The sequence below is a fragment of the Candidatus Zixiibacteriota bacterium genome (assembly GCA_034003725.1).
In the GTDB taxonomy this organism is placed as follows: domain Bacteria; phylum Zixibacteria; class MSB-5A5; order GN15; family FEB-12; genus WJMS01.
Map to the genome: position 1 here is coordinate 1 of JAVEYB010000007.1, position 21,983 is coordinate 21,983.

The 21,983-nt window shown below is 58.7% G+C and carries 17 protein-coding genes; 7 read left to right on the forward strand and 10 right to left on the reverse strand.

Annotated elements, in window-relative coordinates; all coding sequences use genetic code 11:
- Nucleotides 1-162: 162 nt before the first annotated feature.
- Nucleotides 163-402: a hypothetical protein gene (locus RBT76_09155; GenBank protein MDX9857945.1), complete on the reverse strand. Its 240-nt coding sequence runs from the start codon at nucleotides 400-402 to the stop codon at nucleotides 163-165.
- A 259-nt stretch (nucleotides 403-661) separates the two neighbouring features.
- Here RBT76_09155 and RBT76_09160 point away from each other — a divergent pair, with 259 nt between their 5' ends.
- Complete coding sequence (locus RBT76_09160; GenBank protein MDX9857946.1) at nucleotides 662-2,386, forward strand: NAD-dependent malic enzyme; 1,725 nt, start codon at nucleotides 662-664, stop codon at nucleotides 2,384-2,386.
- Between the two features lie 627 nt (nucleotides 2,387-3,013).
- Here RBT76_09160 and RBT76_09165 read toward each other — a convergent pair.
- Together RBT76_09165 and RBT76_09170 are read right to left on the reverse strand one after the other, a co-directional pair.
- The gene (locus tag RBT76_09165; protein ID MDX9857947.1) at nucleotides 3,014-5,701 is read right to left on the reverse strand and encodes a GEVED domain-containing protein; all 2,688 of its coding nucleotides are present in this window, start codon (nucleotides 5,699-5,701) and stop codon (nucleotides 3,014-3,016) included.
- A 505-nt stretch (nucleotides 5,702-6,206) separates the two neighbouring features.
- The gene (locus RBT76_09170; protein MDX9857948.1) at nucleotides 6,207-7,220 is read right to left on the reverse strand and encodes an NAD-dependent epimerase/dehydratase family protein; all 1,014 of its coding nucleotides are present in this window, start codon (nucleotides 7,218-7,220) and stop codon (nucleotides 6,207-6,209) included.
- A gap of 93 nt (nucleotides 7,221-7,313) precedes the next feature.
- Here RBT76_09170 and RBT76_09175 point away from each other — a divergent pair, with 93 nt between their 5' ends.
- Genes RBT76_09175 through RBT76_09185 form a run of 3 tightly spaced genes read left to right on the forward strand, consistent with a single transcriptional unit; the run spans nucleotide 7,314 to nucleotide 9,504 of the window.
- Nucleotides 7,314-7,559: an SxtJ family membrane protein gene (locus RBT76_09175; GenBank protein ID MDX9857949.1), complete on the forward strand. Its 246-nt coding sequence runs from the start codon at nucleotides 7,314-7,316 to the stop codon at nucleotides 7,557-7,559.
- Between the two features lie 4 nt (nucleotides 7,560-7,563).
- Nucleotides 7,564-9,300 (forward strand): carbamoyltransferase, encoded by a 1,737-nt coding sequence (locus RBT76_09180; GenBank protein MDX9857950.1) that lies wholly within the window; start codon nucleotides 7,564-7,566, stop codon nucleotides 9,298-9,300.
- 45 nt (nucleotides 9,301-9,345) lie between these two features.
- Nucleotides 9,346-9,504, forward strand: a complete 159-nt coding sequence (locus RBT76_09185) for a DUF5989 family protein (GenBank protein ID MDX9857951.1) — start codon at nucleotides 9,346-9,348, stop codon at nucleotides 9,502-9,504.
- Nucleotides 9,505-9,525: 21 nt separating this feature from the next.
- Here the strand turns inward: RBT76_09185 and RBT76_09190 are convergent, their stop codons facing one another.
- Entirely contained in the window at nucleotides 9,526-10,896 is a 1,371-nt protein-coding gene (locus tag RBT76_09190) for a DUF418 domain-containing protein (GenBank protein MDX9857952.1), read from the reverse strand.
- Between the two features lie 128 nt (nucleotides 10,897-11,024).
- Here RBT76_09190 and RBT76_09195 point away from each other — a divergent pair, with 128 nt between their 5' ends.
- Nucleotides 11,025-12,068 carry an SGNH/GDSL hydrolase family protein gene (locus RBT76_09195; GenBank protein MDX9857953.1) on the forward strand — a complete coding sequence of 348 codons (1,044 nt, stop codon included), beginning with the start codon at nucleotides 11,025-11,027 and terminating at the stop codon, nucleotides 12,066-12,068.
- A 9-nt stretch (nucleotides 12,069-12,077) separates the two neighbouring features.
- On the opposite strand, the gene RBT76_09200 is transcribed toward RBT76_09195, so the two are convergent.
- The 3 genes from RBT76_09200 to RBT76_09210 are packed head-to-tail and all read right to left on the reverse strand — an operon-like array spanning nucleotide 12,078 to nucleotide 14,693.
- Entirely contained in the window at nucleotides 12,078-13,247 is a 1,170-nt protein-coding gene (locus RBT76_09200) for an aminotransferase class V-fold PLP-dependent enzyme (GenBank protein MDX9857954.1), read from the reverse strand.
- A gap of 28 nt (nucleotides 13,248-13,275) precedes the next feature.
- Nucleotides 13,276-13,695 (reverse strand): hypothetical protein, encoded by a 420-nt coding sequence (locus RBT76_09205; protein ID MDX9857955.1) that lies wholly within the window; start codon nucleotides 13,693-13,695, stop codon nucleotides 13,276-13,278.
- The gene (locus RBT76_09210; GenBank protein MDX9857956.1) at nucleotides 13,695-14,693 is read right to left on the reverse strand and encodes an SDR family NAD(P)-dependent oxidoreductase; all 999 of its coding nucleotides are present in this window, start codon (nucleotides 14,691-14,693) and stop codon (nucleotides 13,695-13,697) included. The genes RBT76_09205 and RBT76_09210 overlap by 1 nt, the downstream gene beginning before the upstream one ends.
- 52 nt (nucleotides 14,694-14,745) lie before the next feature.
- On the opposite strand from RBT76_09210, the gene RBT76_09215 reads away from it, so the two are divergent.
- Nucleotides 14,746-15,096 (forward strand): hypothetical protein, encoded by a 351-nt coding sequence (locus RBT76_09215; protein MDX9857957.1) that lies wholly within the window; start codon nucleotides 14,746-14,748, stop codon nucleotides 15,094-15,096.
- A 58-nt stretch (nucleotides 15,097-15,154) separates the two neighbouring features.
- Here RBT76_09215 and bshB1 read toward each other — a convergent pair whose 3' ends face one another.
- The 3 genes from bshB1 to RBT76_09230 form a co-directional block, all read right to left on the reverse strand.
- Nucleotides 15,155-15,886 (reverse strand): bacillithiol biosynthesis deacetylase BshB1, encoded by a 732-nt coding sequence (gene bshB1 / locus RBT76_09220; protein ID MDX9857958.1) that lies wholly within the window; start codon nucleotides 15,884-15,886, stop codon nucleotides 15,155-15,157.
- A gap of 71 nt (nucleotides 15,887-15,957) precedes the next feature.
- Nucleotides 15,958-17,217 (reverse strand): hypothetical protein, encoded by a 1,260-nt coding sequence (locus RBT76_09225; GenBank protein ID MDX9857959.1) that lies wholly within the window; start codon nucleotides 17,215-17,217, stop codon nucleotides 15,958-15,960.
- A gap of 11 nt (nucleotides 17,218-17,228) precedes the next feature.
- Nucleotides 17,229-18,683: an outer membrane protein transport protein gene (locus RBT76_09230; protein ID MDX9857960.1), complete on the reverse strand. Its 1,455-nt coding sequence runs from the start codon at nucleotides 18,681-18,683 to the stop codon at nucleotides 17,229-17,231.
- 623 nt (nucleotides 18,684-19,306) lie between these two features.
- Here RBT76_09230 and RBT76_09235 point away from each other — a divergent pair.
- The gene (locus RBT76_09235; protein ID MDX9857961.1) at nucleotides 19,307-21,652 is read left to right on the forward strand and encodes an SLBB domain-containing protein; all 2,346 of its coding nucleotides are present in this window, start codon (nucleotides 19,307-19,309) and stop codon (nucleotides 21,650-21,652) included.
- The last annotated feature ends 331 nt before the right edge of the window (nucleotides 21,653-21,983 follow it).

The following is a 21,983-nucleotide window of genomic DNA, read 5'->3' on the forward strand; positions in this document are numbered from 1 at the left end:
AGACGCAGTCTTGTCATTCCCGCGTACGCGGGAATCTATCTTTGACTCGGATGCGGTTGAGTCGCCGTGAGATCACCCTGGGCCAAGACGTCGGATGGATACCCGCTTTCGCGGGTACGACAAATCTGCGATTTGTTAGTAAGTGAAGACAGTCGAAGACTGTCACTCCTTTGTATCCGGGAATCCATCTTCTCCGGTCTCTCCGATTATCGAATACCAGAGATCCTCCTGCTCAGGATTCCTCTCCTCGATCAACTCAATCTTCCACGCGCGGTTCCACTTCCTCAGCTGCTTCTCCCGCGCAATCGCCTCCCTGATTTCCGGGTGCTCCTCCCAGTAGACAAGTTGACGTACCCCGTATTTCTGTGTGAAGCCACGGACGAGGCCGTTGCGGGAGACCATGAATCGGAGACGAAGCGAGTATCGGAAGGACATTGCGAACGGGCAAAGAGTGTCTTGATTTGAGATATCACGTGTCCAGAGATGCTGACGACGCACAGTCAGCTCGTTTTGACCGCCGGTGTCAGCCTGAACCCGATTTCTTGACGTGGTGCCCTCGAAAAACCGGTGTTCGTGCGGGATGTCTTGACATGGACAACTAGCGCCACTATGTTCTGCCCGGGCGGCCCCGGTGGAAGGGCGCCACTAAGGAGTGATTACCATGAAACGCTTCGAAATGCGGGTCGACCCTCTGACGCACGAGATTTACTACGCCGTCCCGCATACTGGCCACTTGCTGGTGTCCGATCCTCTCTTGAACAAAGGATACGCCTTCACCAGAACGGAACGGGCTGAGTTTGAGCTGCTCGGCCTTCTCTCCGAGCAGATCGGTACGCTTGAACAGCAGCGCAGCCGCAACTACAACATTGTCCGATCGCGGACGAACGAACTTGAGAAGTACGATGAGCTGATCGCCCTGCTGGATCGCAACGAGACCGTCTTCTATTCGCTCTTGACTCATCACATCGAGGAGATGCTTCCGATCGTGTACACGCCGACGGTCGGTCAGGCCTGTCTGAAGCGGTCGCATATCATTCGGCGGTGGCGGGGCGTTTATGTTTCGCCGTCGAATGTGGATTCGATCGAGCAGATCCTGGTCAACATCGGTCTGCCAAACATTTCCCTGCTGGTCGCGACTGACGGCGAGCGGATTCTCGGCCTGGGGGATCTTGGTGCCGACGGCATGGGGATTCCGATCGGCAAGATTGCCCTCTATGTCGCGGCGGCGGGCATCCATCCGGCGTCGACCCTCCCGGTTATGATCGATGTCGGTACGAACAATGAGCGACTGCTGGCCGATCCGATGTACACGGGTGTCCGCCATCCGCGTCTGACCGGGAATGAGTACTACAGTGTGATCGAGCGTTTCGTCCAGGGCGTGCGCCGGGTCTTTCCGCGCGCCTTGCTGCAGTGGGAGGATTTTGGCAAGCAGCATGCCGCCACTCTGCTGGAGCGGTACCACGATCGGATCTTGAGTTTCAACGACGATATTCAGGGGACGGGCGCCACCGCGGCGGCCGCGCTGCGTTCCGCGTTCCGAATAGCCGGACGACCGTTGGCGGACGAGCGCATCGCCATTCTCGGTTTCGGCCAGGCCGGCAGTGGTGTGGCCAACGCCCTGGTTACGCTCATGACTCTGGAGGGCGGTCTGTCGACGGCCGAGGCCCGGCGCAAGATCTTCGCCGTCGATCTCAATGGCCTGTTGCTGGAGGGAGACAAAGCCGATCACTACCAGGATCGTTTCCTGCAGCCGCGTGAGGCTGTCGCCGGCTGGCAAGTGCCTGCCGGCCGCAATCCGAACCTCGAGGAGGTCATCCGCCACGCACGCATCACGACACTCATCGGCCTTTCCGGGCAGAAGGGAGCGTTCAACGAGAAGATTCTTGCGGCGCTGGCGGCCAACTGCGAGCGGCCGATCGTGCTCGCCCTCTCCAATCCCACTTCCTGCACTGAGACGACGCCGGAGGCCGTAATGGCCGCTACCGGCGGCCGTGCACTCATGGCTACCGGCAGCCCCTGTGCGCCGGTCGCCGCGCCCGACGGCCGCGAGACGGCCATCTCGCAGTGCAATAACCTCTACGTCTTCCCCGGGATGGGGCTGGGAGCGATCGTCTGCCAGGCCCAGAAGATCACTCATCGGATGTTCCACTCCGCCACGTGCGCCATCTCCGACATGGTTTCGGCCGACCTGCAGTCGAAAGGCTGCCTGCTGCCTCCGCTGCAGAACACCCGGGAGGTGTCCTTCGCCGTCGCGCTCGCCGTGGCGCGGCAGGCGCGCGAGGAGAGTGTCGGCATCATCGCTTCCGATGATCACCTTGCGGAGTTGATCCGCCGCGCCATGTGGAACCCGCACTACTACCCATATCGGCGCGAACGGACGAGCTGACCCGGAGCGTTCAGCGGAGTCGCCCGGTTCCCGACGGCTCCGCTTCCTTCCGATCGAATTCATGATTTGGTGAGCCTGGCGCCGGTCGGGACCGGTTCATGGGAAGCGGGATCTCTCAAACCTGTCCCGGTGGATAGTGCGCCGGCGGTCATGACCTGCCCCCCATGTTTCGGTCCAGATTGAGAGATAGTAGCCCACCCCTCCGGGGTGGGTTCACCGTGGCCGTAGTCGCCCATAGTCTGCTATGGGCTCCCTGATTTGACCCTCCTCCTCTCCGTCATGGCGCGTTTGTTTCACCGGATCAATCCCCCTGCACTTTCGCTACACCATCGATGGAGATAACTTCGCTTCCCCCTATGTAGAGGTACTGCGGCGCCGCATGGCCGCCACGCCACCAAAAGAGGAAAACAAAAAATGGGGGCCCCCTAAAAATGACAAAACGAACCTATTTCGCCATAAGGTCCACCCGATCAAGCTTGTACAATGATTTTTTGGCCGACCGGCGCCCCCACGACTTCTCCGTCGGCCCGCACCCGATTGGGTACCGAGCGGCAACAAAAACCGCCCGCTCTCTGCTGAGAACGGGCGGCCGTATTGTCCTTTACCTATCGCGAATCGACAAACGAACTAAAACGGACAGACCGGCGGGTTTCCACCATGGAAGAGGAAGCTCGCCAGGTACACGACATCGGCGATGTCCACATCGTCATCACCGGTGCAATCACCCGCAAAGTACGGAGCCGGAGTGGGACCGTAGTTGAACAGGTAATTGATCAACAGCATGACATCGGCCATGTCCAGGATCTCGTCGCCGTTGGCGTCGCCGCAGACATAGCTGTCAAGGACCAGCGTGTAGTCTTCGACTTCACCATAGCTGGTGTTGCCGCACGGAGCCGGGGCGTTGTAGTACCCGTCAAACATGCGGACGCGCATACGAGTCGGTGCCTCGACAGAGCCCACCGGTGGAACGAGCGTGGCCGTATAGGGGCCCGCACCCGGTGAACCGGCCATGGCAATCGTCTCTCCAGCGTCGTCGAAGTCGAAGTCGTTGTTCCAGTCGATAAACAGCCAGCCCTCATCGGTCGAGTAGCCGCTGCCGACTTCGACCGTCGCCTGGTAGGTGCGGCCGATGTACAGCGTCGTCTGGAGCGCGGTGAAGTCGCTGTAGTTGCTGGCGCCGGACGCGTTGTCGATATCAACCAGCTCAACACGGCTGATATACTCGTACGCAGCCGAGTTCGACTGAGCCGGGCAGTAGCAGCCGCCCGCATAGTAGTTGACATCGATTGTGATCGTGTACGGTCCGGTCGCGCCGGGCTCCTGCAGAACCGGGTAGTAGTACGTCCCGGCCTTCAGACAGCCCCAGGTGATCTCGACGTTTCCGTCGGGAGCAAACGTGTACGAACCGCCATACGTGAAGCCGTCAGCAAGACCGGTGCACGGGCAATCCAGCGCAAGGTTCAACCAGGCGTTTTCGAACGCCGGGGTGGTCCCCTCGTACGACAGCGTCACGCTTGCGTCACCCGTCAGCGTGAAGGCTTCCCAGACATGGTTGCCCGGGAACGAGGAGCACTGGTTCGAAGCGCCGGTATTGTCGCCGTTGATAACAGCCGGGAAGGTCGTCTGGACGACGGCGTCTTCACAGTTGTCGTTCGGCGGAGGCGTAACGACCGATGTCGAAATCACGCCGGTGCCGAAGTTCGACGAATAGCCGCCGACTTCGATCAGGTACTGCTGACCGCCGATTACGGGCAGAGTGATCTCCGACTGCAATCCGCAGGCGTCATCGTTGCACGCCAGCTCAACCGGCAGCGGACCGCAGCTGTACCCGTCGTACACGGCCATCCTGGTGTCGTACGATGAGCCGCACAGGCTGATCGTCGCCGTACCGGATATGCTCGGCGTGTAGACGTACCAGACGTTCGGCGACGTCATACACACCCCGCCGCCGTCGTTGCCCGCGGCCACGGTCGTGAACGGATAATTGGTGACCTCACCGATCGCTTCCGCGTCGATACAAAGGTCGTTGGCCGGAGCGCCCGCCGCCTCTGCGAACGTGATGTCAAAATCCGGAACGCAGTCCGGGGACGGCCAGGTGTCTACCATGATGTAGTAGGTACCCGCCGCAAGGTTGACGGCATAAATGGACTTCGGCGTGCCGCCCGAACCGGTCACCGTGCCGAGACACGTGGACGCATCAGGCGGACAGGCGTCGTCAATCAACATGCCGGACCAGGTCGTGCCTTTCGGATCGAACGTGATGTCAAGCGTCACGTTTGCCGGTACCTGGATCTCGATAATGATGTCCTCGCCGCCGTCGTAGGAACCCAGACAGGTCTCCGAGTAGGTGTTACCGCGGCCGCAGGTGAACTGGTTGGCAATCGTGTACGGATAGCCGCCGGGAGCCGGCAAAGCCACCGTCAGCGGGGCCGAACATTCATCGCCGACGCCCGCGATCGGGCACGGATCGGTCGAACAGCTCAGGGTTTCATCCCAGGTGCCACCCAGCGCCGCGCAGTCCACCGCAGTCTCGTCGGAGCATGTCGGCGACAGCGGATCACCATAGCAGCACCGACCCACGGGCGGCGGATCATCGTTGACATTCACAAGGTCAATTACCGCCTGCGCGCCGTCGGATCCGACATAACGCCAGGCCAGCACCACATTGCTCTCGCCCGCATACGCCGCCAGCGGCACCGAAACTTCGTACCAGACGAAGCTGGTGAACACGCCGAGCGCGGTCTCATCCCAGAGCATGGTCGGGAAAGTGGCGCCGCCATCGGTCGATATCCACAGCTCGACATCGTAATTGTCGTACGGGCTGACCGACCAGTAATAGCTCGTGAATACGCCAAAGTCGACCCGAAGGTCGGCCGGATTGGTGCCCACAAAGCTCATCACCGGGGTGGCAAGCCACTCATCCTGGGCGGCCAGCGCGGGGTCATACACCACCTCCGCACCGGCAAACCCGCTCAGAGAAGCGCTGAAGGTCTGGTGCCAGGTGTAGTCACCGGAGTTGGTCGAATTCAACGTCCAACCGGCCGGCGGTACTGCCGTCTCAAAGTCTTCGCCGAGGATTGTCGATGCCGGGATGGACCGCTGCACATCGGCCGTCTTCGGCGGGGCGACTTTGCCGTCCTCAGTATACAGATCCAGGTCCTTGATCAAATCACCGGTACCCGGACGCTGAAAGAGAGGATTCACCGACCGAGGGCCGTTATCTGCCGGCTCCTTGTCGGCGTAAACGACAGCTGTCATTCCCAACACCAGCGAGATTGCCAGAAGAAATGTAGCTATCTTTCTACAGTTCGTCATAATTCTACCTCTCGTTCTCGTTCTCTTTCTGTCTACCTGTCATCTTGTCTTTCTAAAATCCGAATTCTTCTGCGAATTACCACGTCTGATTTCGTATGAAAGGCTCGACGCCCACACCCGCACGGGCGATACTTGATCAAGAGTAATTCGTTGCGAATCAATACGTTCCACGTTCTGGCCCAAACGCACACAGGGGAATTCCCGGCTCGAGACAAAGCTCAGCGCCGGCAAATGACCAAAACATTCGCTCAAGTGGAGTACGTAATTCTGAATGAAAGAAGATCCGTTAATCGCTAAGCGTAAAGATAGCCGCCGGTTGTCATATGTCAAGACATCTATTGACAAAATCTCAACTTTTTTGGGGGCGTCTTTTCCTGTCAAAAACCAGGATGCTTCCCCCCCACCAAAAAAAGGGACCTCCCGATCCACGCATTGCAGGAAATCAGTCAGAATGGTAAGGTCGCCACCTGCCAAAGTGACAGTAACAAGTCTCCGTTGCAGCGCCTCACATCGTCTCGGAAAGGTAATCTTCAAGAGATATCAGCAGAGCCCGAGGCCGATAGCCGAGTTCTGCACGGGCCTTCGCGGAAGAGAAACACCAGTCATAATCCAGCAGCCTGACCAGGTCCGGATAGAAGCCTATGCGGCTGCGCCCAGCAAATCGGCACCATAACTCGGCCGCGCGGGCGGCGAACCCGATAATGGTTCGGGGAATGCGGACAAGGTGCGGTGTCCTGCCCAAAACATGGGAAACCTGTAACGCCAGTTCGCGGGCGGGGATGTCGTCCCCGCCAAGAATGTACCGCTCTCCCGGTCGGCCGTGCTCCAGTGCCGCCACAACTCCGGCAGCGACATCGCGAACATCAACAATATTGACAAGGTTGGGAAAATCCGGCAGCCAGAGACGGCGGAAGTGCCGATGTATCCGCAGGTTACCCGGTCCTCCGGTAGCGCCGGAGAGGATTATCGACGGATTGACAATGACCAGACTGGGCGAACCGGCATGAGCGGCCGCTGCAAGCAGCTCCCGCTCAGCCGCCCGCTTCGTCATTATATAGGGGATCCGAAGATGGTCGAGATTGAACTGCTGGTTTTCATTGACGGGGTCCATATCACGTGCTCCCGCCGGAGCATCCTTTCGAGATCGTGCTCCCACCGCCCCCACCGAAGACACGTGGACGAATCGGGGAACGCCGGCGCGCCGGGCCGCCTCGAACATCAGCACGGCCCCCATCGTGTTGATGCCGGCGAACTGCGTCAGCCGATCGGCACGAAAATCGACCCATGCCGCGCTGTGGATGATCGCATCGATACCCTCGGCCGCGCGACACAACGCCGGACCGTCACGTAGATCCGCCAATCTCTTTTCTATCCCAAGCCGGTCCAGGGTATCCGTATCGGATTCTGCGCGAGCGTGGGCGACCGGCTGAGCCCCCCGCGTCAGCAATTCACGGACGACATGGGAACCGAGCGTGCCGGCCGCGCCGGTCACCAACACCTTCTTCCCGGGCAGATTCATCGAACGTGCATCTATCCTTTCGGCAAACCGGGCCCGCCCGCTATATTCGGATAACTCATAGTGATTGGCATGTAGCTACAGAACGATTAAACGATGACGAAGGTTCTTGCTCGACTGTGGAGTGGCTGGAAGCGGGTCGCGCGGGCGATTGGCCGGGCCAATACGATCGTCCTGCTGACGCTGTTTTACTCGCTGATCCTCTCGCCGTTGGGAGCCGTGATGCGGCTGTTCGGCTGGAATCCGCTGGAGTCCGGAAAAGCCGCCAAACGGCGATCCACCAACTGGAAGCCCGTCTCGGACGGCTCGCCCGATCTCGAGTCGCTCCGTCGGCAGAGCTGATGCCATGAAAATCCTCGGTATATCCTGCTTCTACCATGACGCGGCCGCGGCTATTGCGGTCGACGGCAAGCTGGTCGCCGCCGCCTCGGAAGAACGTTTCAGCCGCATCAAACATGACCCCGAACTGCCGGTACAGGCAGTCGGCTACTGCCTCGCACGGGCTGGTCTCCAAATCAACGACCTTGATTACATCGCCTTTTACGACAAACCGTTCACCAAATTCGAACGCATCGTGACCGGCTACATGGCCACGCCCTTTCGGTCGTACCGGGCATTTCTTGCCGCCATGCCGGTGTGGCTCCGACGGAAATTGTTCACCGAACATGTAATCCACAAGGAGCTGGGGTACGACGGCGAAATGTTGTTCGTGCCGCATCATCTCTCACACGCCGCCGGAGCTTTCTTTTCCTCGCCCTTCGAGTCGGCGGCGATACTGACGATCGACGGTGTCGGTGAGTGGGCGACCGCATCGTATGGAATCGGCGACAGAACCGATATCAGGCTGCTGGCGCAGATGAACTATCCGCACTCCGTCGGATTACTCTATTCGGCCTTCACCTACTATCTCGGTTTTCAGGTGAACTCGGCCGAGTACAAGGTGATGGGGCTGGCGCCGTACGGAACACCGAGATTCTCCGACCTGATCGAGCGCGAACTGGTTACAATTCACGACGACGGTTCGATTCACCTTGATCTGAAGTACTTCACGTTTCACCACGGCCTGCGCATGGTCGGACGGCGTTTTGAACAGCTGTTCGGACGACCGCGCCGAAATCCTGAGACCGACACTGATCAGTTCGACGCGGACGTTGCGGCATCGATACAGGCGGTGACGGAAAAGATCGTGCTGCGGATGGCAACCCATGTGCGCACGGTCACCGACATGAGTCGGCTGTGCCTGTCCGGCGGGGTCGCTCTCAACTGCTCGGCCAACGGCATGCTGGAACGGCAGGGACTCTTCGACGACATCTACGTGCAGCCGGCATCCGGTGACGCCGGCGGAGCCGTTGGAGCCTGCCTGTATGCGTCCCACAAGCTCGGTATGGCCCGCACCGTACCCCAGCCGTTCTTCTCACTGGGACCGTCATTTGACAATGCAACGATTGAGAGCTTTCTCGATCGCTGCCGCGTGCCGTATGCTGTGGGGCCGGACGATGAGTTGGTCGATCGTGTGACCGATGCGCTTTGCTCCGGCAGGATCGTGGCGGTCTTTCGCGGCCCAATGGAGTTTGGGCCGCGGGCTCTGGGATTCCGTTCGATACTTGCCGATCCGCGCGATAATGCAATGAAAGCTAAAATCAATGCCGCCGTGAAGTACCGGGAACCGTTCCGTCCGTTTGCGCCCGCCGTGCTCGCCGAATGCGTGTGCGAATATTTCGACTGCACCGGCGAATCCCCCTACATGTTGTTTACGTACGCCGTGCGACAAGAGAAACGATCGGTGATCCCGGCCGTTACCCATATCGACAATTCGTCGCGGATTCAGTCAGTCGCGAAGGAAGACAACCCCCTGCTGCACAAAATACTGACCGACTTCAAGCAAAAGACAGGAGTCGCCGTCCTGCTGAACACGTCGTTTAACCTTCGCGGCCACCCCATTGTCCACACGCCGGAACAAGCGCTTGAGACCTTCTGTTCGGGCGGTATTGACCTGCTGTTGATCGGCCGGTATCTTGTAGATAAGCGGAATATGGAGTCGGCGTTGATCGACTCCTTCCGAATCGAAAAGGGGCTCGACTAAAGGCTTGGCGCAAACAGATCGAGGCGGACGACCGTGACCAGAAAGATGCGAAGACTCCGCATTCTCTCCGAGATGTGGTATTTCCTGAAAACCTCCAAGCGATGGTGGCTGGGACCGATATTCGTGTTTCTAGTGCTGCTGTCCCTGCTCGTTATTTTCACGGAATCATCAGCGCTGGCGCCGTTTATCTATTCGCTGTTCTGACGCAGGCGGTTGAGCCGGCCGTCAGGTCGCAACCGGCCCGACCTCACCGCTGACCAGCCGCATCGGCTGCCGTTTCTTGTACGTCAACGAGCGCCACAACCATTCGAACGGACCAAACCGGAACTTCGACAGCCAGAGCGGGCTGTAGAACAACTGCACACCCCAGATTGCGAACACGAGCAGCCACAACTCGGCACGATTGAATTCTCCAAAGTAGCCAAGTCCCCATCCGTAGAAGAGGAACGTCCCGACAAGCGACTGTATCAGGTAGTTGGAAAGCGCCATTCGACCCACCGCCGCGAGTCGCGCCCGCACGCCAGGCAGCATACCGAGCCGACAGATCAGCATGACCAGCCCGACATGCCCCAGCACTACCAGCAGGCCGGCGATATAATCATAGCTCATCCCGACCGTAAACATATACACGTGATCAAACTCATGCCTCACCAGCATCTCCGAGCCATACCACGAACCGGGAAGACCGATTCCGTAACCTATAATCATGCTCCACAGGTAAAATCTCGTGGATCGCGCCGCTGAGAACACACCCAATTTCATCAGCCCCATGCCGACAAGCATCAGTCCGGCAATACGCCACACGATAAAAAACGGATACGCAAACAAATGCGTCTGAAGCACAACGGGAAACTGCCTTGCGATAATCTCCCCGTAGCCGGATCGCATCGTTTCGATCTCGCGCGCCAGTGTTTCCGGCGACGGGTTGAACCCCTCGGCCATCTCCGCCCAGCTGTCCATCATCTGCCGCTCCATGTCAGTCGGCGTGCCACCGGCATCAAGTGCGGCCTGCCCGCTTTCGGCCAGACCTTTGACCCAACCGATTATGACCCCCGCACCGGTCATTGGAACCAGCCCAAATGACGTCACGATCAAACCGAAAATCACCAGGAAGCGTGCGGACTTGCGCCGAAACAGATAGACGATCATGCCGCAGATGGCGTAGGGAAACAGAATGTCGCCGAACCAGAGAAGGTAGGCATGCAGGGCGCCGAACAGAAGCAACCACCACTGTCGGCGGAAGAAGGCGCTCCGCATGGATTCGCCTCGCGCCTCGGCACGCTGATATATCAATATGATGCCGGCCCCGAACAACATGGAAAACAGCGCGAGAAACTTCATCGAGAACAGCACGTACGACACCCGCCACGAAGCAAAGTCGAGCCCGCTGAACCCGCCCATCACCGGCGGGTTCTGCATGACCGCTACCGACATACTGAACAAATCGATGTTGATGACGAGAATGCCAAGCAGCGCGAAACCACGCAGTACGTCGATCGACGAAATGCGATCGGTCAGCGAAACCGGCTCGGCCAGCGATACCGACGGTGTGGACCCGGCATCGCCATCGCCTGCCGGCATATGATCCGTAGACATAACCATGTCCCCTGTCCCAGACGTTTTACGGCCCCGGTCCGATGGCGCCGACGACCGTCGGTGCCACGATCAAAGCTATGAAAAACTTAAGCCTGACAGCAAGTGTTTGCGATCTCTATATTGCTACCATGAGTACGCGAACTCATTCACCCGCTGTAAAACTCCTGGGCGCCGTGTTGGCCGTGGTCCTGTTTGTCAGCGCTCTTGAAATGATCGTGCGAGCGGTCGGCGTAGAAACGACGTTCCAAAACCGCTTCTTCGTACTCAACCGGGCACTGGACTACCCCGATGTGTTCGAAAAGGACCGCCACCTGTTCTGGCGTTTCCGTCCGGACCGGACAATCACGTCGGAGTTCTTCCAGGGAAAGACGTACAACATCAACAGCCGGGGACTGCGCGGACCGGAACTGACCGCCCCCAATGTGAAACCACGCCTGCTGGCAATCGGCAACAGCTGCACGTTCGGGTGGGGCGTAACCGAAGACAGCATCTATGTCCGGGTACTCGGACGTCTCCTCGACGGTCGGTATGAGATCGTCAACAGCGCGATCCCGGGGTATTCGTCGCTGCAGGGGAAACGGTTCCTCGCCCGTGACCTCCTGCCTCTGGAACCGTCCGTGCTCCTCGTCTTGTTCGCCTGGAACGATCACTGGGCCGCGGCCAATAGCATCGCCGACAAAGACCAGCAATTTGCACCCCAGTGGATTCTCAACATACAAAATCTGCTCTCGAGGCTGGAATCCTACCGGCTGTACAAGAAACTGCTTCTGTCCGCAATCGAACCGAGCCCGGATTCGTTGTTCACTCCCGGTGACGTGACTTACCGCGTAGACCCGGACGATTTCTACACGAACCTGCGCGATATCTGCGCGCTCGGCCACACACATAACATGCGCGTAGTCTTCCTCACATCGCCGATACCGTCCCTGGAGACATACTACGCGCCCGGCATGCGCTCACCGATGCACGCGTTCCATGCGCGATACAATGATGTGATCAGGAAAATCGCCCGCGATACGGGCGCCGAACTGGTCGATATCGCCGCCGTGTTCGATCAACATTCCGACCTCTTCGACGATGCCGCCATGGATCCGATCCATTTCAACGCCAAAGGTCACGCGATCGCGGCACAGGCGATTGCCGATGTATTGCGTACAGACGATGTAAGATAGTCCAGCCGCCTACCAGGCGCCGCGCGCGAAAGCATCGAGGCGATCGATCAATCGATCGATATCGCTGTCGTCGTTAAACAGATGCACCGACACGCGAATGGATCCCTCGCGGTGAACCAGCACGATCCCGTCTTTCACCAGCCGTTTCTGAAGCGTGGCGAAATCGTCGCAGGTGAACGTGAGAATTGACGACCGGTGTTTCGGCTCGAGCGACGAGGTGATACGGTAAAACGAATGTTCCTTCAGCCAGGCGGCGAGACGGTCAATCAACTCGTAGTTGTGCCGCTGGATATTGGCGATGCCGAGCGATTTGAAGATTTCCACCGCCGCCTTCATGCCCATCAGGTTGAGCACGACATAGTAGCCGAGTTCGAATTTGCGCGCCGCCTGATGGTACGGTTTGTCGAAGTAGAACAGATCCGAGAAATTCATCCCCCAGTCAACTCCAAGCCAGCTCATGAACGGCGGCTTGATGGAGTCAAACACGCGGTCCGCGATATAGAAAAAGCCGCATCCCTGCGGAGCAAGCATCCACTTCTGACAACCCGAACTGAACACGTCGATCCCCAGCGCCCGTACGTCGATCGGCTCCGTTCCCATTCCCTGAATACCGTCAACGACGAAATACAGGTTGTGCTTTCGACACAGCCCGGCGAGTTCCGCGAGATCGTATTTGTAGCCGTTGAAAAATTGCACCCACGAAATCGCAAGCATGCGCGACCTCGGACCGATTGCTCTCTCTATGGCCGCGCTGTCGACCCGTCGGTCGGTCGACGGGATCACCTTGATCGATAGATTCCGTCGCTCGGCCGCGGCTCGGGCGACGTATGCGATGGCCGGGAACTCAATATCGCACATCAATATTTCGTCGCCGGGGCTCATCGGCAGTCCAAACATGGCCACGTTCAATCCGTGCGTCGTGTTGAGCCCGATTCCAACCTGCCGCGATTCAGCGCGGATCAGTGCCGCATAGTCGGCACGAAGCTGATCGGCCGTCGAGAAAGCGTCATGGGAATCGTCCTGACGGCAATCGAGTCGAAGTGCGATGTTGTCGTCAATCGCCCTCTGCACCGTAGTGGCGAAGGGGCCGTACGATGCGCTGTTGAAATAGACCGAGTGCTGAGTATGCGGGAAGAGCCGACGGGCATCGGCGAACGTGCGGGCGAGTTCCGGTGTCATGGTTTCTCCGAATGGATCGACAGTGTTCTCACAACGAGTAAAGCCAGGCGATAATCGTCAGCGTACCGGCGATCTTGATCAGGTACGCAAGCAGTTGATACAACAAAAACGGCATGGGCAAACGGACACGCACGGAGAGACCGAGGATAATCGGCGCGGCGCCGATTGTAAACGCATAGAGCGCCCCGGCAAGCCCCGCACGCAGTCCGGAAAACGGCAACGCAAAATAGAAAAACGCGTACGCGAGCAGCGGGATTCCGACATAAAACAACACTTCCATGACGAAATTGATCCCCCACCACACCCAGCCTTCACTCTCCACCAATTCGGCAGGGAGCGTACGGGCGAGTGCCAGCCGCCGCTCGATCAGCTCCAGTATAACCGAAACGACAAACAAGTAGCCGCCCCCGGCGGCCATCGCGTACAACAGCAGTTCATACGACAGCATTACAGCCAACCCTCGCGAAGGTACCATTGGTAGGTTTGCCGCGCCCCCTCGGCGAACGGAATCTCGGACTCGAACCCGAGATCGACCCTGGCGCGCGACGTGTCGACTTCCCACGACGCGAGCAGCTCTGCCGCCTTTTCTCGTGTCAGCATCGGCGCGGCCCCGACAAGCCTGAACAGAAACTCCGAAATCGCGGCAATGACACGAAACAGGAACGCCGGCACAGGCAGCGGTACGGTTCTTCTTCCGCACGCCTCGGACAGGATCGCCGTCAACTCGCGAAATTCGTATGACCGGTTCTCGCTGATGAAATAGACTGCGCCGGACGATGTGTCCGCGACCACCGCGCGATACACGCCGCGACAGAGATCATCGGCGTGAACCAACTGCAGTTTCCGGGAAACATCTCCGATCGCCGGACGAATCCGCCGGTAGACGGTCTGAAAGAAGGTGAATATCTCCTTGTCCCCCGGACCATACACACCCGGCGGCCGTATCGAGACGACATTGAGTCTGTCCGCGAACGACACCACGGCACGCTCGCCGGCCAGTTTCGATCGTCCGTATATCGTGATGGGGTGCGGCTTGTCTTTCTCGCTGACCGGGCGGCCGTCGATCGACGGTCCGGCGGCAGCCAGCGACGAGATGTAAACCACCTTGCGGACGGCTCGGTTGTGCGCCACAATCGCCCTCAACAGGTTCTTCGTGCCGTCCTCGTTGACGATGAAGAATGTGTCCTGGGTTTTCGCCTTCACGACGCCCGCGTTGTGGATGACGTAATCGACACCGGACACCATCGCGGGAAGGCTTTCCGGATGATTGATATCGCCGTAGCGCAGCTCGATATCAAGACCGTGGAGCAGAGTCAAATTCGCGCCGGAGCGCACCCCCGCGATAACCCGGAACTCCTTTTCGAGGAACAGGCGACACATCCGGGAGCCGATGAACCCGTTGGCGCCGGTTATCAGAACCGACAACTGCGGTTGCGGGGCACTCATGCGACGAAGGTAGCGAATTGGACTGGTCGCAACAAGTTCTTATATTGCGGGCATGAATTTCGGATACCGATTGGTGACCGACGCCGACGGGCGAATACAATACAAGCAGCGTCCCGGCGGCAAAAAGCACTTCCATGTCGCCGTGTTCCTCGACGAACCGCCCGAGTTACTGGCGCGCATCCGCATGGTCGAATACCGCCTCCACGAAACGTTTGCCCGGCCGATCCGCCACAATGACGACCGCGAATCCGGCTTTACCGAGTCCTTCTATACGTGGGGGAAATTCGCCGTGGCGGTGGTTGTCCTCTATCTGAGCGGTCAGCGCGAACGCTATGAGTTCTACCTCGACTACTCACTGCCGCCCGACTGGGGACTGAACTATGTCCAGGTGCCGATCGAATGAAGCTCCGCGGACAGTGTGATCGACCCACCGGCGCGTAGGTAGACTTCTCCCCGCCCGGTTACGCCTTGTCCTCGTCCTGCCCTTCGACAAGACACATGAGATCCTTGATCTGCAAAGGCTCGACCGAAACAAACCCCTGACCATACCGGCAACGCGCTGCCAGTCCGAACGATCGTGACATGGCAGTGAGACTGTCGATATAGTCCTTGCTCTTCTGAGGGTTCATGAACTGTGACTCGTGTGCCTTCAGCGCGCGGATCCACCGGTCGAAATGCTCCGTGATATCGACAACGATAGTCGGCGTGACTCCGTGCGGAAGAAAGTAGTGGAGAATGCGCGTGACCAGATGCCGGTCGCCCGGTACGTCCGCCTTCTGCAGGGCCGCGAGATTTGCGGCGTTGATCGTGATGACGCCTGCCGCCACGTGATCGGGGTGCGACTGCCGTCGCCCGTGACCCACGTGCGGATACGGACACAAGATCAGCCTCGGTCGCGCCAGTCGAATCACGGCGGCCAGCGCCTGCCGCTTGTCATAGCTGTCTTCGAGACGAGTATCACCCCAGTCAAAGGTTCGAAGGACGTCCACACCCATGATCTCGGCCGCATGCTGCAGTTCGCGTCGACGAAGTTCTGCCGTGCCGCCGGTCCCCATTTCACCTTCGGTGAGGATAACGATGCCGCAGCGGTAGCCGCGCGACACGAGATCGATCAGTACCCCCCCGGTACCGACTTCCACGTCGTCGGGATGTGCCCCGACCGACAAGACATCATATCGTTGCGAATCGTTCATATCAGCGTCCCAAAAAAAGCGCCCGGAAGAAACTCATTCCCTCCGGGCGCCCGCATAACTGAGAAATCGCGTTATTCTCCGAAACTCTCCGAGTGGAACTTCAATATCTCACGCATCAGATCGTACACGACTTTGCCGTTGGTGGCCGGGTAGCCCTCATAACCCTTGTACGGGTATACTTCGGGCGCGTACCCTTTATCGCGAAGCGTCTGGATCCAGGAGACGGTCTGCGCCCCGTAGTTGAGCGACGCCTCGGTCGAATTCGCAATCCAGATATTTACGCCGGAGAGGGGTTGAGCAACCGAGGCGTTGTCGTGAAGCGTCTCCAGGTTGTTGGCCAGCCACTTATCCCAGATCGGGGCGTAAGGATTGCCCGTGCCGTCAAACGGCAGGTGGAAATGCATGTTGTCAACGTCACCCTCGATCAGCGCATCGATGAGTGTGGTCGTGTCGGCCAGCTGGAAGCGGGAGGTGATCGTCTTGGTGACGAGGTCACCGATGTCGCCCGTCAGGTTCAGCGTATAGTACAACAACGTGTCGTGCGGCGAAAAGGCGAGCGAACCGCCGATAAACATCCGCGTAATGGGGTCGGCCGAGCCGACGTTAAACGCGCTGCGGAAATTAGCCGGCGTCAATCCCTCGTTCGCCACTACCTGCGCCATGTACGGGATCAACCCCCCCGTTCCGGTCGAGCCGTCGAAATCGAGCGGTCCATCGGTTACCGAAATCGACCCGTAAATACCGGGGTTCTGGATCGCGGCGCGAAACGCCCCGTACGCTCCCTGACCCACGCCGCCGATTCCGATCTTCGACGGGTCGTTCATGAAACTGGGGAAGAGAAAGGCAAGTTTCTCGATCATCTTGTCGCCGAGCACACGGTCATAAAAACCGGCCGCGTAGCTGTTGCCGTAAAAGAAACCGTCGAACGTGGCGTCGTTGCCCACCATGACAATCGTCATGGGCTGAATCTCACCGGCCTGAGTCATTTCGGTCACCAGCTGCAGCAAACCGTGTTCGAGATAATAGGTGTCACCGCCGCCCTCCGGGGCCAGAAGAACGAGAGTCGGGACCGGGCGGGTAAGCGCCTCCGGCGGGAAATATGTCTCCATCGGCAATTGAGCCGGGTAGTTGCGAATCTGGAAAAGCAGTTCAGGCTCAATCGCGAACGTCACCGGCGTTGTGCTGTCGGAAAATACGCGGTCCTGAGGATCGACTTCCCACTCGAATGCGTCGGCCCGAACCGGCACATTGCGCCCCCGGTCGTCACAGCCGGCCAGCACCACCAGCACAAGCATCAGCGCCGCCACCGCAAATCTGGTATATGTGTACATGGCCTGTTCTCCTAAAACCGGTAGTTGAACGAGAGGATCGTCTCGAATGTCTCGGCTTTGTATTCGCCCGGGAAATTATCGAACACTCCGTCGTCGTTCACGTCCTGCAATGAGTTGATGTCGATATCGGGAGCGTGGATGTAGCTCGATGCTATACCCAGTTCCCACTGCTGAATCGTGAAAATCGCGCCAAGATTGAAACCCCACTTGTCGCCGGTATCGACCAGCTGCGGACGGAACCCCGACGGATCCCGGTCGGCCGATTGATCGGCGGAAACGCCGCCCAACAGCGTCAGATAGTCGGCATACTCGTAACTGACGCCGGCTGCCACTTTACCGACATTGTTCCAGTCATCCGCCAGAGTGACGTCGGATTCGAAGAAATCAACCACGGTCGGGTCGGCGGCCAGTCCCTTGGTATCCCAGTTCGAGTAAACAAATTCAAGTCCTTCGTACTTCGACCACAGCGTGTACGACGCGTCGACCGCAACCGTCAGTTTCGGCGTCACGTCGTAGGATACACCGAAGCCAACCGAAGCCGGCAACTTTATGGTCGCCTCGAAGTCCGGCTGCATGGAGATCATATTGCCGTTCACCCAGATATTGTCTACCGAACCGAGCGTGCGGCTGTTTAACGTGCCGTCCAGCGGCATGTAGTACATCTGGTAGGTCGACCCATCAACCGTGATATCAAACGGCAACGATCCGGTCAAAGCCACTCGCAGCTTCTCATTCACCTGGTACAGAAGCCCCGCCGTCAGTCCAAATCCCCAACCGTAACCGTCATTCTGGCTGAACTGAACAATCCGGTCGCGCGGGCGATCGCTCAGCGGCGCATCGGCGGGATTGGCGCGGAAGATAATGTCGTTGAACGCAAGGTCGGCACGCAGCAACTGAAGACCCAGCCCCACCGCCATCCGGTCCTCGGAAAACCGCCGGGCGAAGGTCAACTGGAATGCGACCACGTCGAGATTGCTATAGTAATGATCGAGCGGGAGATCGTTGAACAGACTGTCGTTATATGCCAGCGGCATTTCGTACAGCGTCCACTCGATGTTGTTGTCAAATGGCTGGTACATCGAGAAGCCCACCGCCATTCCGCCCCAGTAGGGCGTCTGCAGAATTATGCCGGCGGCGGGATTGCTGAGAATCTCGTGCTTGTTGTACAGCGACTGATCGTTGATCATTCCCGATTCATACACGCCGCCGTAACGGTAGTCGGGGATGAGTTCATGTCGATAATGAAGAAAGCCGACTGTTCCGCCGACGAGGTTGTCCCACACGAAGGCGTGTCCGGCCGGATTGTAATACGCAGCCGTCCAATCATCGGCAATAGCCCGGAAAGCGCCGCCCATGGCCCTGGCCTTGCTACCCAGCCCGGTTACGTCAAATCCGCCGGCCCAGACGGACGACGTGACCAGCAGGAGAACCAGAGCTGCGACGGCGAGACGTCTTAAGATCCCCATTCTACTCTCCATACAATATCCTGAATGCGAATAACTTCCCAACCTGACTAACCCGCAAGTCGGACATGCGCCGATCCGCTCGGCTATACGCCCAACCGCCTCCATCACTAACCGCGTCGATAGCCTCCGACGCAGGAAAAACGATCCGGCAAGTTACTATACCTGTCTACCCTTGTCAAGCCGGAATACCCTTTTCCGAACCGGATCGGTCTTAATAACCTGCTGAAAGTTATTCAGTTAGCGATGACCATTGATATGACGAAGGGACCTCGTGATTGTAAAGAAATTAATGAACCCCCCTGATGCATAACTTAAGAAAACTATAATGTCAGATTCCATCTACAGTTACAGCCGCCCTGCTACCACAAAGCGGTAGCTCCCTCACACTCCCCTGATTCATACGACGGAAAATTCTTCCGTCGAACATGGCATTTTTTCCGGACCACCCCGCACACCGGCCCTCTTTTGATCCCGTCTTCACACCGTCATGTGCTTGCCCTCCAGTGGCATACGAGGAACTCACCGGCTCCGGCACAGCCATTGCTAAACCCCTCGCAGGAAATACAGGGCGACACATCGAACTCGATACCGCCCTGATCGCGGAACCATAGGAAGGTGAAACGATGAGAAAAATTCTTCTGTTCCTGCTGCTGGTGATCATTCTGGTCTCCCTGGACTGGTTTGTGAAACTCCGCGCGCAGGATCTATCCACGTTGACACCCGCACAACGCGAGCGGCTCATTCGTGAATTAGGCTCCGGGCAAACCGCCACACCGCGCCCCTTCTCCAGCGAAAACGCCACGTACGCAAGCCCGACCATATACGATTCCGTACCGTCACCGCACGGACCGGTATCGAGCGTCCCGACACAAACGTCCAACGATGCGACCGCTCCGGACGCCTCCGATCAACTGCAACCGTTCGATCAACTTCGTCCCTTCGGGACGGAGTTGTTCGGCGGGCCGGCCGAAGCCGTGCCCCCATCCGACATCACAGCTTCCCGGGATTACGTCCTGGGTCCCGGCGACAATGTCATCATCTATCTATGGGGTCGGGCCGAACAGGAATACAACCTGACGATCGACCGCGAAGGATCGGTGTTTATTCCAAAAGTCGGAACCGTCCCGGCTTGGGGCAAGACCGTGGAAGAGTTTGAGTCGTACGCCAGACAGCGCTTCTCGTCGGTATACAGTGAATTCGACTTGTCCGTATCGCTGGGTCGCATCCGCTCGATCCGGATCTATCTGACCGGGGAGGTACGTCGCCCCGGCGCCTATACCGTATCATCACTCACGTCGCTGTTCAACGCCCTGTACCTTGCGGGCGGACCGACTGAAAGCGGCAGTATGCGCGCAATCCGCCTGATGCGCGGCGGCAAGGAAGTCGCCGCAGTCGACCTTTACCGCTTCCTTCTGCAGGGTGACAACGGCGGCGATGTGCGGCTGCAATCGGGCGACGCCATCTTCGTGCCGGTGGCCGGCGCCCGGGTCGCGATACGCGGCCAGGTTCGCCGCGAAGCGGTCTACGAACTCGCGGGAAATGAAACTGCCCGGGAGTTGTTGACACTCGCAGGCGGCGCGACCGCACAGGCCCATCTCGACCGGGTCATGCTGGAACGGATCAACGACGCCGGCGAGTGGGAAGTCATCGACCTCACCCTCAATGAAAATCCGTCGGACAGCGCCGCCGACATGGCGCTGATCGACGGCGACCGCGTCACCGTCTATTCCATCTTCGAGGCCAAGCGCAACATGGTGGCCGTGTTTGGACACGTCAAACACCCCGGCTATTACGAGCGGCGCGACTCGACCACCGTCGCCGATCTGATCGCGCGCGGAAGTCTTCAGCCGTACGACGTCTACTACGACCGGGCCAACCTGTTCCGGCGCTACTCCGACTGGCGCATCGAAGTCGTCCCCGTCAATCTCCGGGCCGTTCTCGACGGCGACAGCTCACAAAACATCATCCTGCAGGACAGGGATTCCCTGCATGTCTACGCCATTGACGACGTAACGTGGGACAAATACGTGTACATCGAAGGCGAGGTGGCTCGACCGGGACGCTATCCGCTCTATACCGATATGTCGATTCAGGATTTGGTTTTTCTTGCCGGCTCATTCACCCGGTCCGCCTCAACTCTGCAGGCGGAACTGGCGCGATTCGACAGCCAGGGACAGGTATCGCTCGAGACGGTCAGCCTCGCACGCTCGATAACCACCACGCGACTGCTGCAGGAAGAAGATCGGCTGTACATCCGCCGCATTCCCGAATGGCAGCTGCACCGAACGGTCGTACTCGAGGGTGAAATCCGGTTCCCCGGCGAATATGTACTGGCCGACCGGTCGGAGACGCTTTACCAGATTCTGATGCGGGCCGGCGGATTCACTCAGCACGCCTTTCCCGTCGGAACTGTTCTCGAGCGACAGAGTATCGGTCAGTCACTCGAGCGGCTTCGCGTGCCCAAACTGCTCGAGCGCTCGAACCCGATCGCGGTGGACAGCCTGGGCAACCTGCACGCCGAGGTGCTGTTTGACTATGAACCCGAATCCGTCAACCGCATAATCGTCGACATGAACACGATCATCGACAGCGACGGACGTATCGGCGACGTCGTCCTTGAACCGGGTGACCGCATCTTCGTACCCTCTGTGCCGTCCGGCATCTCCGTCATGGGGGCGGTCGGCGCCAACGGAACGATCAAGTACGCACCGCAAATGAAGGTAAAAGACTACGTCGAACGAGCCGGCAATTTTACGCCCCAGTCGGACAAGGGCAATACCCGCCTGATCCGGGCAAGCGGCGAAGTATACGCCGGTGGCGGCATTCTCGGAAAAACCGTCAATCAGGGTGACGTCATCGTTGTCCCCAGCAAAATTGAAAGAGACTCTAATTGGCTCAAGACGCTGACGACCGCCATTACGGCAACTACCGGCGTCTTGACGACCGTTCTGCTGATAGAAAGACTCTAATCGCAGCGTTCTTCTTTTCTCACCTTCCTGGCCGCCGGGGCGGCATGCAAGCCGCCCCGGCGGTTTTTCTTTGGGAACATTTTGTCCGCGTGTGAGGAAAGAAAGCCCCGATCCGTCCGCATCGCCCCCTCCCCGGGGCCGGCCCGATTCACACACAACCACATCATTATCAATCGATTAGCTCCCGTGTTCAGAAATCAAACAGATCGGCACCGGGCTTGCAATGCGAACACGTAGGAAGAACCGTTAAGTCGACCGGGAAGTCACACGCGGAGGTTACCATGGATCGGTACCAACACCCCATCGGCCGGGCACTCACTGCCGCCCGCTG

Excerpts from the sequence above, each read along its gene's own strand:
- RBT76_09155 (MDX9857945.1), bottom strand. The coding sequence starts at position 402 with ATGGTCTCCCGCAACGGCCTCGTCCGTGGCTTCACACAGAAATACGGG.
- RBT76_09160 (MDX9857946.1), top strand. The coding sequence starts at position 662 with ATGAAACGCTTCGAAATGCGGGTCGACCCTCTGACGCACGAGATTTAC.
- RBT76_09165 (MDX9857947.1), bottom strand. The coding sequence starts at position 5,701 with ATGACGAACTGTAGAAAGATAGCTACATTTCTTCTGGCAATCTCGCTG.
- RBT76_09170 (MDX9857948.1), bottom strand. The coding sequence starts at position 7,220 with ATGAATCTGCCCGGGAAGAAGGTGTTGGTGACCGGCGCGGCCGGCACG.
- RBT76_09175 (MDX9857949.1), top strand. The coding sequence starts at position 7,314 with ATGACGAAGGTTCTTGCTCGACTGTGGAGTGGCTGGAAGCGGGTCGCG.
- RBT76_09180 (MDX9857950.1), top strand. The coding sequence starts at position 7,564 with ATGAAAATCCTCGGTATATCCTGCTTCTACCATGACGCGGCCGCGGCT.
- RBT76_09185 (MDX9857951.1), top strand. The coding sequence starts at position 9,346 with ATGCGAAGACTCCGCATTCTCTCCGAGATGTGGTATTTCCTGAAAACC.
- RBT76_09190 (MDX9857952.1), bottom strand. The coding sequence starts at position 10,896 with ATGTCTACGGATCATATGCCGGCAGGCGATGGCGATGCCGGGTCCACA.
- RBT76_09195 (MDX9857953.1), top strand. The coding sequence starts at position 11,025 with ATGAGTACGCGAACTCATTCACCCGCTGTAAAACTCCTGGGCGCCGTG.
- RBT76_09200 (MDX9857954.1), bottom strand. The coding sequence starts at position 13,247 with ATGACACCGGAACTCGCCCGCACGTTCGCCGATGCCCGTCGGCTCTTC.
- RBT76_09205 (MDX9857955.1), bottom strand. The coding sequence starts at position 13,695 with ATGCTGTCGTATGAACTGCTGTTGTACGCGATGGCCGCCGGGGGCGGC.
- RBT76_09210 (MDX9857956.1), bottom strand. The coding sequence starts at position 14,693 with ATGAGTGCCCCGCAACCGCAGTTGTCGGTTCTGATAACCGGCGCCAAC.
- RBT76_09215 (MDX9857957.1), top strand. The coding sequence starts at position 14,746 with ATGAATTTCGGATACCGATTGGTGACCGACGCCGACGGGCGAATACAA.
- bshB1 (MDX9857958.1), bottom strand. The coding sequence starts at position 15,886 with ATGAACGATTCGCAACGATATGATGTCTTGTCGGTCGGGGCACATCCC.
- RBT76_09225 (MDX9857959.1), bottom strand. The coding sequence starts at position 17,217 with ATGTACACATATACCAGATTTGCGGTGGCGGCGCTGATGCTTGTGCTG.
- RBT76_09230 (MDX9857960.1), bottom strand. The coding sequence starts at position 18,683 with ATGGGGATCTTAAGACGTCTCGCCGTCGCAGCTCTGGTTCTCCTGCTG.
- RBT76_09235 (MDX9857961.1), top strand. The coding sequence starts at position 19,307 with ATGAGAAAAATTCTTCTGTTCCTGCTGCTGGTGATCATTCTGGTCTCC.